General features: G+C 63.3%; 7 protein-coding genes. 6 read left to right on the top strand and 1 reads right to left on the bottom strand.

Features of this window, described 5'->3' with window-relative positions; all coding sequences use genetic code 11:
- Window positions 1-115: 115 nt before the first annotated feature.
- Window positions 116-2,074: a glycoside hydrolase family 15 protein gene (locus R4P70_RS10825; protein ID WP_003944557.1), complete on the bottom strand. Its 1,959-nt coding sequence runs from the start codon at window positions 2,072-2,074 to the stop codon at window positions 116-118.
- Window positions 2,075-2,156: 82 nt separating this feature from the next.
- On the opposite strand from R4P70_RS10825, the gene R4P70_RS10820 reads away from it, so the two are divergent.
- The 6 genes from R4P70_RS10820 to R4P70_RS10795 all read left to right on the top strand — a co-directional run bounded on the left by R4P70_RS10820 (window position 2,157) and on the right by R4P70_RS10795 (window position 6,509).
- Entirely contained in the window at window positions 2,157-2,363 is a 207-nt protein-coding gene (locus R4P70_RS10820; protein ID WP_003944489.1) for a hypothetical protein, read from the top strand.
- 123 nt (window positions 2,364-2,486) lie between these two features.
- On the top strand, window positions 2,487-2,576 hold the full coding sequence (locus R4P70_RS10815) for an Ms4533A family Cys-rich leader peptide (protein ID WP_309599318.1): 90 nt from the start codon (window positions 2,487-2,489) through the stop codon (window positions 2,574-2,576).
- A 196-nt stretch (window positions 2,577-2,772) separates the two neighbouring features.
- On the top strand, window positions 2,773-3,804 hold the full coding sequence (locus R4P70_RS10810) for a sulfate ABC transporter substrate-binding protein (RefSeq protein ID WP_317830798.1): 1,032 nt from the start codon (window positions 2,773-2,775) through the stop codon (window positions 3,802-3,804).
- Between the two features lie 7 nt (window positions 3,805-3,811).
- Window positions 3,812-4,660, top strand: coding sequence for a sulfate ABC transporter permease subunit CysT (gene cysT, locus R4P70_RS10805; RefSeq protein WP_003944556.1), 849 nt, complete (start codon window positions 3,812-3,814; stop codon window positions 4,658-4,660).
- On the top strand, window positions 4,657-5,463 hold the full coding sequence (cysW, locus tag R4P70_RS10800; RefSeq protein ID WP_003944503.1) for a sulfate ABC transporter permease subunit CysW: 807 nt from the start codon (window positions 4,657-4,659) through the stop codon (window positions 5,461-5,463). The genes cysT and cysW overlap by 4 nt, the downstream gene beginning before the upstream one ends.
- The gene (locus R4P70_RS10795) at window positions 5,460-6,509 is read left to right on the top strand and encodes a sulfate/molybdate ABC transporter ATP-binding protein (protein ID WP_020908203.1); all 1,050 of its coding nucleotides are present in this window, start codon (window positions 5,460-5,462) and stop codon (window positions 6,507-6,509) included. Before cysW ends, R4P70_RS10795 begins: the two co-directional genes overlap by 4 nt.
- Window positions 6,510-6,544 lie beyond the last annotated feature (35 nt).

The raw sequence follows: 6,544 nt of genomic DNA, 5'->3' as shown, positions 1-6,544 counted from the left end.
CGGGCTCACGCACTCCTGAACCCCCCCCGCCCCGAGCGGGTGGGGGGGGCGGGCAGAGCGGGGGGGGCAACATGTCCGCCGGGGGGGACACAAACCCCCCCCAACAGCAGGGGGTCTAGGTCGCGTTGTGCGCGGGCTGGAAAGCTCCGGCTTCGGCAGCTTCCTCGGCGCGGATCACGTGGACCACCGCGTTGATCAGCGCCAGGTGTGTGAACGCCTGCGGGAAGTTGCCCAGATGGCGACCGGTGTGGGCGTCGATCTCTTCGGCGTACAGCTTGAGCGGGCTCGCGAACCCGAGCAGACGCTCGCAGAGATGCTTTGCCCGATCCAGTTCGCCGATCTCGACGAGGGCGGAGACGAGCCAGAAGGAACAGATGGTGAACGTGCCCTCCTCGCCGCTCAATCCGTCGTCGGTGGTGTCGACGCGATAGCGCAGGACCAGCCCCTCCTCGGTGAGCTCGTCGGCGATCGCCAGCACCGTTGCCCGGATGCGCGGATCGTCGGCCGGCAGGAAGCGCAGCAGCGGTGCCAACAAGAGCGACGCGTCGAGTGAGTCGTGGCCGTACCGCTGCGTCAGAACTCCGCGTGAGTCGACACCGTGCGCGAGGATGTCGGCCTTGATCTCGTCCGCGATGGCCGTCCATTGCTGCGCAAAGCTCTTCTCGCCCTGCATCTCCGCCAGCTTGGCGCCGCGATCGAGTGCGACCCAGCACATGATCTTCGACGACGTGAAGTGCTGTGGTTCACCGCGCACCTCCCAGATCCCACGGTCGGGTTGGCGCCAGTGCTTGATCGCTTCTTCGACCTGCTTCTTGAGTAGCGGCCACAGCGCTTCGGGGACACGCTCGCGGGTGCGGATGTGGAGGTACACCGAGTCGAGCATGGTGCCCCAGATGTCGTGCTGCTGTTGATCGAATGCGCCGTTGCCGATGCGCACGGGACGGGCACCGTCGTATCCGGAGAGATGGTTGAGTTCGGATTCCTCGAGTGTGCGCTCGCCGCCGATGCCGTACATCACCTGCAAGGGATGTGGCTGACCGTTGTCCGAACTCGACACGTCGTAGATGAAGTTGAAGAAGTCGTTGGCCTCACGGTCCAACCCGAGCGTGTAGAGGCCCCACAGTGCGAAGGTGGAATCGCGAACCCACGCGTAGCGGTAGTCCCAGTTACGTTCTCCGCCTGGCGTTTCCGGTAGCGACGTTGTCGAAGCCGCGAGCAAGGCTCCGGTCGGTGCGTAGGTGAGCCCCTTGAGTGTGAGCGCACTGCGCTGCAGGTATCCGCGCCACGGGTGATCGGGGAACTTGCCGATCGTCACCCACTCGCGCCACGACTTGGACGTCTGCCACATCTTGTCGGCGGCCTCGTCGAACGTCTGCGGCGCGGGAAGATCCGACCACGAGAGCGCGACGTACACGTTGTCGCCTTCGACCAGTCGCGTCCGGGCCCGTGCCTCACGACCCTCCAGGCCCAGTCGTAGGTCGGTGGTCAAGCGCAGAGTTGGGTGGTCTCCGGGCTTGGCGGAGCGACACGTTGCCGTTGCTTCCTCGTAGACCTTTCCGGTGTACTCCCAATTCGCCGTGCCGCGGTGATAGTCGAACGCGGGCTCGCAACTCATCTCGAGTTCAACGGTGCCGCTGACGCATTTGACCGTACGGAGAAGGGTGTGTTCGGCATCCCAGTCTGTGGGTGTGCGCTTGTGGGTGTTCGATCGCTTGTCGACGTTGTGCCAGGGACCGAGAACCAGGGCGTCGCGTACGACGAGCCAGCCGGTCTCGGTCTGCCAGGTGGTCTCGAGAATGAGTCCACCCGGCAGATAGCGTCGGGCGGCCGGGACGTTCTGGCCGTACGGGCCGATGCGGAAATGGCCTGCGCTGCGGTCGAGGATGGCACCGAACACGCTGGGGGAGTCCGGGCGGGGAACGCACATCCACTCGACAGATCCGTTACGGGCAATCAGGCACGAGGTTTCGCAATCGGAAAGAAACGCGTAGTCGTCGATAGGGGGAAAGTTGCTTCGATGGTGACCCGTGGAGGCGGGAGGAATAGTCTGCACCACTTCGTCGTCAGCACTCATTCGGCCATCATCCGGCCAGAATCGACACACGTCCAATCCACACGCTGTCGGGACCGTATCGTCCGAAGGATAGGGTGTTGGCGTGGATCGGATAGCGGATTGGTGGGACAGCTTCGAGCTGTGGATGGCGGGGCTCCCGTTCATCCCGCAGGTCGCGTTGGTCCTGATCGTCGTCGTTCCGCTGTGCCGCCTGGTGGCCATCGGTCTGGATCGCGCGTTGGCCGCCGTTCTCGCTCTGCCGCTCTTCGGCTGGTTGCGTAGGAATTCTCGAGAAGTAGAGGAAAGCTGATGCCCCGCTCACGGGTCACTCTCGCCCTGATCGCCCTGATTCTCCTCGTGATCGTCGCGTGGCTTCTCACCCGTTAGTTCTCCCGATTAGAGCGGGCGCCGGTGCTCTGCTAAAGTCCACCGCGTGTCCGAAGCAACAGCTCCCGTAATCCGCCACCAGTTGGCGTTGATTGCTGTCGGCATGCTCGACGTCGCTGACGTCGCCTGTTGTTGATTTCCTGAGTTCGACCTCTCCGGTGGTGCTGCGCACCCCACTCGAACTTCTCTGCGCGTAACTCGCGCCCCCGATTCAGGGCTCATTGCCCGTCGGCTCTCCATGTCTGAACATCCCGATGGAATCAGCCCCAGAGGTCTCGGACTTGTCGTTTGACCAACCCTCGTTTGTCAGTCCTTTCAGGAAGGTATCTGCAATGAAACGCCGTTCCCGCACACTTCTCACTGCTATCGCGACCATGGGGGCCGTGGTACTCACAGCGTGCAGTGGTGGCTCGAGCGACACCGTGGGTGGTGACAGCGCCGCCAGCGACGGTAGCGCCGGCACGATCAACCTGTTCGCCTACGCCGTGCCGAAGCCCGGCTTCGACAAGCTCACCGCAGCCTTCCAGGCGACAGTCGAGGGCAAGAACGTCAACTTCAATCCTTCGTACGGCGCCTCGGGCGACCAGTCGCGCAAGGTGAAGGACGGCGCCGAGGCAGACTTCGTCAACTTCTCCGTCGAGCCCGACATCACCCGCCTGGTCGATGCCGGTCTGGTAGATCAGAACTGGAACCAGGACGCCTACAACGGAATTCCGTTCGGATCGGTAGTCACCATCGTGACGCGTCCGGGGAACCCGAAGGGCATCAAGGACTGGGACGACCTGCTTCAGCCCGGCCTCGAGGTCGTCACGCCGAACCCGTTCAGCTCCGGCTCGGCCAAGTGGAACCTCTTGGCGCCGTACGCCGCCAAGAGCGACGGTGGCAAGAACCCGCAGGCGGGTCTCGACTACGTCACCGCCTTGGTCAACGATCACGTCAAGATCCAGCCCAAGTCGGGACGCGAGGCTTCGGAAGCCTTCCTGCAGGGCAGCGGTGACGTTCTGATCAGCTACGAGAACGAGGCACTGTTCATCGAAGGCAACGGCGACCCGGTCGAGCACGTCACCCCGCCCACGACCTTCAAGATCGAGAACCCGGTTGCCGTGATCTCGAACAGCAAGGTCCTCGACAAGGCGACCGCGTTCAAGGACTACCTGTACACGACCGAGGGTCAGACGCTCTGGGCCGAAGCAGGATTCCGTCCCGTTGATCCCGCCGTCGCTGCCAAGTTCACCGACAAATTCCCCGAGCCGACCAAGCTGTGGACCATCGCAGACCTCGGCGGCTGGAAGGCCGTGGACAGCGCTCTGTTCACCAAGGACACCGGTTCGATCGCAGTGATCTACGACAACGCGACCAAGTAAGACTGACGTGACTGACACTATTGACCCCACCCCCGTGGCTCGTCGGCGAAAACTCGCGCGGGTCACGGGGAGTGTGGGGCCGCTCGGAATCGGAGTGGCCACCCTGTGGCTCTCCGTGATCGTTCTGCTTCCGCTCGCCGCGTTGACCGCCACCGCGTTCGACGAGGGGATCTCCGGATTCTGGGACGCCATCACCGCACCCGTCGCCTTGGCGTCGTTGCGCGTGACGTTGTTGGTCTCGGTGATCGTGGCATTGATCAACGTCGTGATGGGCACGATCATCGCGTGGGTGCTGGTCCGGGACGACTTCCCGGGCAAGCGCATCGTCAACTCGATGATCGATCTGCCGTTCGCGCTACCCACCATCGTGGCGTCGATCGTGCTGCTGTCTCTCTACGGCCCGCAGTCACCGATCGACATCCACCTCAATGCAACCCAGCCCGGACTGATCGTGGCATTGGCCTTCGTGACCTTGCCGTTCGTGGTTCGCTCGGTGCAGCCGGTGCTGATGGAGGTCGACCGCGAAGTCGAGGAAGCCGCTGCATCGTTGGGGGCTTCCAACTGGACGATCTTTCGTTCCGTCGTTCTTCCGACGCTGGCGCCTGCCGTCATCTCCGGCGCGGGGCTCGCATTCGCCCGAGCGATCGGTGAATACGGCTCGGTCGTTCTGATCGGCGGCAACATCCCACGCGTGACACAGATGACGTCGCAGTACATTCAGCAGCAGATCGAGATCGATCGTCCGACCAACGCCGCTGCCGTCTCGGTAGCGTTGCTGGCCATCGCATTCGTGACGCTGTTCGTCCTGCGAATCTTCGCCTCGCGGGGACAGCGACGTGAGGAGAGTTCCCGATGAACGTGTCCAGAGGATCGAAGATCGGTCTGCGGACCATCGCTCTCGTCTACCTGTTCGTGTTGTTGGTCGTGCCGATCGGTGTGATCCTGACGCGAACGTTCGAGAACGGAATCGGCCCGTTCCTCGAATCGATCACGACGCCGGCAGCGATCTCCGCGCTGAATCTTTCGCTGATCATCGTGGCGATCGTGGTTCCGATCAACGTCGTGTTCGGTGTCGTCACGGCGCTGGCACTCGTGCGTGGGCGTTTCCCGGGGCGGGGCGTACTGCAGTCGGTGGTCGATCTGCCCTTCGCGGTCTCGCCCGTCGTCGTCGGTGTGTCGTTGATTCTTCTGTGGGGTGCCAACGGTTGGTTCGGCGGCATCGAATCGTTGGGGTTCAAGGTCATCTTCGGCTTGCCAGGCATGGTGATCGCGACGATTTTCGTGACGCTGCCCTTCGTCGTCCGGGAAGTTGAACCCGTACTTCACGAGATCGGCGACGAGCAGGAACAAGCAGCCGCGACGCTCGGTGCCTCGGGCTGGCAGACGTTCTGGCGGATCACCTTGCCCGCGATCCGTTGGGGCTTGACGTACGGAATCGTGTTGACGGTGGCGCGTTCGCTCGGTGAATTCGGCGCAGTCATCATGGTCTCTTCCGGCTTCCCGGGGGTATCCCAGACACTGACATTGCTGGTGCATTCGCGATACATCGACGACCACAACACTTTTGGTGCGTATTCGGCGGCAACGCTGCTGATGGGCATCGCCATCATTGTCCTGTTGCTGATGACGCTGCTGGACCGTAAGAGGAGCACCACATGATCACAGTGACCGGGGCCCGCAAGAACTACGGTGACTTCGCGGCGCTCGACGACGTGACGGTCAACATTCCCTCGGGTTCGTTGACGGCATTGCTCGGGCCAAGTGGCTCGGGAAAGTCGACGTTGCTGCGTTCGATCGCAGGGCTCGAAGAGCTCGATTCGGGAACCATCACCATCGCAGGCAAGGACGTCACCGGCGTCTCGCCGCAGAAGCGTGACATCGGTTTCGTGTTCCAGCACTACGCAGCGTTCAAGCACATGACGGTGCGAGACAACGTGGCGTTCGGGCTCAAGATCCGCAAGCGCCCGAAGCCGGAGATCGAGAAGAAGGTCAACGAACTTCTCGAGATCGTCGGCCTCGACGGCTTTCAGCATCGGTACCCCGCGCAGCTGTCCGGTGGTCAACGCCAGCGCATGGCGTTGGCGCGCGCTCTGGCGGTGGATCCGCAGGTGCTCCTGCTCGACGAGCCCTTCGGCGCCCTCGACGCGAAGGTCCGTGCCGACCTGCGCACGTGGTTGCGTCGCCTGCATGACGAGGTGCACGTCACCACCGTCCTGGTCACACACGACCAGGAAGAGGCTCTCGACGTCGCCGACCGCATCGCGGTGCTGAACAAGGGGCGGATCGAGCAGATCGGTGAACCTGCCGACCTGTACGACCGCCCGTCCAACGACTTCGTGATGTCCTTCCTCGGATCCGTCGCGAAGCTCAACGGGCAGCTTGTTCGTCCTCATGACATCCGTCTCGGCCGCGATCCGAGCATGGCTCTCGCTCAGGAATCGGGTACGGCCGAGTCCCTCGGCGTCACACGCGCAACCGTCGAGCGCGTCGTGTATCTCGGCTTCGAGGTTCGAGTCGACCTGCGCAACGAGGCAACCGGTGAGTTGTTCTCGGCTCAGGTCACCCGCGGTGACAGTGCAGCTCTGCACCTCGAGGCGGGGGAGACGGTCTACGCCCGGGCTACCCGGGTGCCGGATCTGCCGGAGACTCCGGTGGTGACGCCGGAGCAGGAGCCGGTGACGGTGAGCGTCGTCGGCCAGGTATGACCCGCTAGCCCTGTTTGACCTGTTTCACCCCCACT

The organism is Rhodococcus sp. IEGM 1241 (genome assembly GCF_033142365.1).
GTDB classification, from domain to species: Bacteria; Actinomycetota; Actinomycetes; order Mycobacteriales; family Mycobacteriaceae; genus Rhodococcus_F; species Rhodococcus_F erythropolis.
The sequence above is the reverse complement of the archived record's forward strand: the minus strand, read 5'-3'. Positions and strand labels throughout refer to the sequence as shown.

Coding starts and splice junctions, on each gene's coding strand:
- R4P70_RS10795 (WP_020908203.1), top strand. CDS start 5,460: ATGATCACAGTGACCGGGGCCCGCAAGAACTACGGTGACTTCGCGGCG.
- cysW (WP_003944503.1), top strand. CDS start 4,657: ATGAACGTGTCCAGAGGATCGAAGATCGGTCTGCGGACCATCGCTCTC.
- R4P70_RS10810 (WP_317830798.1), top strand. CDS start 2,773: ATGAAACGCCGTTCCCGCACACTTCTCACTGCTATCGCGACCATGGGG.
- R4P70_RS10825 (WP_003944557.1), bottom strand. CDS start 2,074: ATGAGTGCTGACGACGAAGTGGTGCAGACTATTCCTCCCGCCTCCACG.